This window comes from Gammaproteobacteria bacterium (genome assembly GCA_029862005.1).
Taxonomy (GTDB): domain Bacteria; phylum Pseudomonadota; class Gammaproteobacteria.
In genome coordinates this window covers 1-4,135 of the sequence record JAOTYD010000083.1, presented here as the reverse complement: position 1 = coordinate 4,135, position 4,135 = coordinate 1, and the positions used below count along the sequence as shown (strand labels likewise).

Genomic DNA, 4,135 nt, shown 5'->3' with positions numbered 1-4,135 from the left:
GATCTTGCGATAGTTGCGTCTTGGCGTAAATCCGGTGGTCAGGTAATTAAACAGCTCGGTGATGTCGCGACCGATTTCCGGGTCACAGGTCAACAGGCCAAGATCGGTATACAGCCGCGCGTTGCCAGCGTGATAGTTACCAGTGCCGATATGCACGTAACGGCGCAGTCCACTGTAGTCGTTGCGTACCACCATGATCACCTTGCAGTGGGTTTTCAAATCCATGACGCCGTAGGTGACGTGGATGCCGGCTTCCTCCAGTCGGCTCGACCAGCGTATATTCGCGGCTTCATCGAAGCGTGCCTTCAATTCCACCACGACTGCTACCTGTTTTCCGTTTTGTGCGGCATCGACGAGATAGTCGATGACCTTGGTGTCACCCGAGGTGCGGTACAGGGTCATCTTGATCGCGCGCACCTTGGGATCGCGGCTTGCCTCGCGCAGCAGCCGTTCGACCGAGGTTATAAAAGACTCGTAGGGGTGCTGCAGCAGGATCGAACCATGTTCGCGTATCGCATAAAAAATACTGGACATGTGCACCAGCTTGGGATGATCGATCGGATAGTGCGGCGTGTAGCGCAGTGCGGGTATTTCGAGATCGCACAGGCTCAGCAGGTCACGCGTTGCCAGTAGTCCTACCTTTTCAAACACGTCAGCCTCGTCGAGCCCCAGTTCCGCGGCGAGCATGCCGCGACGGGTTAAATCCATGTCATGTTCAACGACCACGCGCACGATATTGGCAAAGCGCCGGTGGCGCACCTCGGACTCGATGATCGCCAGCAAGTCATCGGCCTGATCTTCATCGCGCGCGGTATTGGCGTTGCGCGTGACGTAGAATAATTCACAATCGACGATGAGCATCTTCGGAAACAGCACGTCTAGGTTCTTGGCCATGACGCTTTCGAGCGGTACGAAGATGTGGGTATCCGGTACCTGCAGAAAGCGTGGTATACCGAGACCCACCGGGACCTTGACGCGAGCCCGCATCTCTTCGTCGCTGTCGCTGTGGCGCAGCGTGACCAGCAGGTTCAGCGAAAGGTTTGAAATAAAAGGAAAAGGGTGCGCCGAGTCGACGCCCTGTGGCGTCACCAGCGGGTAAATGTTTTCGAAGTAGTAACTGCGAATCTTTTCCTGGTGTTCGCCACTGAGGGCATCGTAAGAGGTGATATGGATGTCATGCTCGGCCAGCAGGTCGATCAAGTGTGGCACCAGCTCGGACTTCAGTGCTTCGAGCTCGCGCACCTTGACATAGCATTCCTCGATCTGTTGCGCGGGCAGGCGGCCGTCAACACTGTAGTCCATGATGCCGGCGCCAACCTGTTGCTTGAGGCCGCCGATGCGCTTCATGAAAAACTCGTCGAGATTGGAACTTACGATACCGACGAACTTGAGACGTTCCAGCAGCGGATTACTCTCGTCTTGCGCCTCGTGCAACACCCGGCGGTTAAATTCGAGCCAGGTCAACTCGCGGTTGAGATAGAGCTCGGGTGCGTCGAGGTCGGTAATTTCGACCGGTTCCGTCACCACAACGGATTCGGTTAGCGCCTCGGCTTTGGTTGCTTCGTTATCGGTTACGACCAGCAGGTTGTTTTTAACATTGGTTGATGTGGCCATGGTGTTATCGATTGCCTGTCAGTTAATGATGTTCCGGCACGAAAGTCTGGTCGCCCATCGGCGGACGCACGTAACCGGTCCCTTTCTCGCGCGGTTCGAGTGCGATCGGCTCCGGAGTTAAATCTTTGTAAGGAATCATGCTCAAAAGGTGCTTGATGCAGTTGAGACGCGCGTGCTTTTTGATATCCGCGTTAACCACGTACCACGGCGCCTGCTTGATATCGGTGTGCGCGAACATCTGGTCCTTGGCCTTCGAGTACTCGATCCACAGTTTGCGCGATTCCAGGTCCATCGGGCTCAGTTTCCAGCGCTTGGTCGGGTCCTTCAGGCGACCCTGGAAACGCTTTTCCTGCTCTTCATCGCTGACCGAGAACCAGTACTTGATCAGGATGATGCCGGAGCGCACCAGCATGCGTTCGAATTCAGGGCAGGTGCGCATGAATTCCTGATACTCGTCCTCGGTACAGAATCCCATGACGTGCTCGACACCGGCGCGGTTATACCAGCTGCGATCGAAGAGCACCATTTCGCCGGCCGCCGGCAGGTGCGGCACGTAACGCTGAAAGTACCATTGTGTCTTTTCGCGTTCGGTAGGGGTGCCGAGTGCCACCACGCGACAGATGCGGGGATTGAGACTCTCGGTAATGCGCTTGATGACGCCCCCCTTGCCGGCTGCATCGCGACCCTCGAAGATGCAGACAACTTTTAAACCTTTTTCCTTGATCCATTCCTGAAGTTTGACCAGCTCGATCTGCAGATTCGCCAGTTCTGTATCGTATTCCTTGTTTGAAATTTTCCTGGTTTTGCCAGATGCGGCTTGTTTTGACATTATTATGACTCCAAATTCGGTTATGTGAACACTTCACATTATAACAAACGGTAAAAAGTGTCTAGAAAACAGGGACATGAATTTGGTTATTCATGACCTGCGTCACCTGGGATTATAGACTTTGAACTATCGAAGTGGATTTGAGTCGATAAAAATAACCTAAGGAGATTACAAATGAGTAAAAATCCGTTTATCACGCCATTTGAATCGCTGCCGAACACGCTGCCGATATTCCCATTACCCGGCGCCATCCTCATGCCCGGCGCCGAGCTGCCGCTGAATATCTTCGAGCCGCGCTACCTGAACATGATCAATGATGCAATTGCGAGCCATCGCATGGTCGGCATGATACAGCCGGACCCAAACGGGGAGGGTGAGAATGCGGTCTGCCAGACCGGTTGCGCCGGGCGTATCACCCAGTTCCGTGAGACCAGCGACTGCCGCATCGAGATGGTGTTGACCGGGGTGTGCCGTTTCGATGTCGGCGAGGAGCTCTCGACGACCCTCGGTTACCGGCTCATCGTTCCCGACTGGTCGCGCTTCGCCGATGATTATGTCGATAATGCAGAACTGCTGCAGGATGAGCACGAACGGCTGCTGAACACGCTGGAGAGCTTTTTCGACCTCAAGGGCTACGAGGCTGACCTGACGATGCTGAAACAGTTACCCGTGGCGAGGCTTGTGGACAGCCTGACGATGGCATTGCCATTCGATGAAGCCGAAAAGCAGATGCTGCTGGAATCGGTCGAGCCCGAACAACGCCTGGCCAACTTCATCGCCCTGATCGAAGGCGGTTTTGAAGTCCCCGATTCCGTCACCCGGCACTAACCGACACCCATGATCCCCATCACTATCGGTCGGCCGCTTCAGTGTTTGTCATCCCGGAATCGTAACTGTCATCCCGCGGCTTGACCGCGGGATCCAGGGATACACGGCAACTTATTCTTGATCCTGCCGGTCCGATGCATCGGGTCAAGCCACGGTATGACAATGGAAGGAGGTCATCCCCGTGCAAGCGTCGGCTAGGTGAATATCGGCAACACCTGTTCGGCGAACGGGAAAGCACCCGACACACCTGGATTCATGTCGATCCCGGCGAGTGAACGTAACGCCTGGTGCATGTATTCCGGAGATATCTCGACACCGTTAGCGTCCAGGGCCAGGGTGTTCGGATTCACTTTCATGGATCGCTGCAGGTTGTCGGTTGCACCGACGACACGGTTGCCGGTCAAATGCGCGGGCGCACCCCACACCATCATGCTGGTATGTGACCAGTGGTCCTTGCCGTTATCACTGTTGTATTTATTGGTGCGGGCGAAGTCCGACCCCATAACAATGATAAGATTGTTGCCAATACCACGCGCCATTGCATCGTCGATGATGTTGTCCACGGCGGCGAGTAAGTCCATCAATCTTGGATAGTGTCTCGCATCATGATCGTCATGCGTGTCGAACCCACCTATATCGATCTGTGCCGTCGCGGCCGCGCCCGCCTCGAAAGCGGCGAATGCAGTCTGTGCCTGGTTGAAAAGGCTGCGCGCGTTACTGCGCGAATTGACATAGGAATTCGGGGACGAGGTCGCATTTAGATTATTGACGAAGCCCTGCAGCGACGAAGCGTCGCGATTGCGGGCCGCGTCGTGTTGCGCGAGTGCGCGCTGCAGCCTGAGCAGGCGCTGCTCGTTGAGCTGG

The 4,135-nt window shown here is 55.4% G+C and carries 4 protein-coding genes; 1 reads left to right on the top strand and 3 read right to left on the bottom strand.

Annotated features, from left to right (window positions below):
* Positions 1-1,614, bottom strand: a 1,614-nt coding sequence (gene ppk1 / locus OES20_18905) for a polyphosphate kinase 1 (protein ID MDH3636762.1), incomplete at its 3' end; no start/stop codon positions are given.
* A gap of 22 nt (positions 1,615-1,636) precedes the next feature.
* A complete protein-coding gene (ppk2, locus tag OES20_18900; protein ID MDH3636761.1) occupies positions 1,637-2,443 on the bottom strand; it encodes a polyphosphate kinase 2 in 807 nt (268 codons plus the stop codon).
* Between the two features lie 174 nt (positions 2,444-2,617).
* On the opposite strand from ppk2, the gene OES20_18895 reads away from it, so the two are divergent.
* A complete protein-coding gene (locus OES20_18895; GenBank protein ID MDH3636760.1) occupies positions 2,618-3,271 on the top strand; it encodes an LON peptidase substrate-binding domain-containing protein in 654 nt (217 codons plus the stop codon).
* A 194-nt stretch (positions 3,272-3,465) separates the two neighbouring features.
* Here OES20_18895 and OES20_18890 read toward each other — a convergent pair.
* Positions 3,466-4,135, bottom strand: a 670-nt coding sequence (locus OES20_18890; protein MDH3636759.1) for a DUF1501 domain-containing protein, incomplete at its 5' end; no start/stop codon positions are given.

Bases quoted from the DNA above. Each gene is read 5' to 3' on its own strand.
- ppk2 (MDH3636761.1), bottom strand. From the start codon at position 2,443: ATGTCAAAACAAGCCGCATCTGGCAAAACCAGGAAAATTTCAAACAAG.
- OES20_18895 (MDH3636760.1), top strand. From the start codon at position 2,618: ATGAGTAAAAATCCGTTTATCACGCCATTTGAATCGCTGCCGAACACG.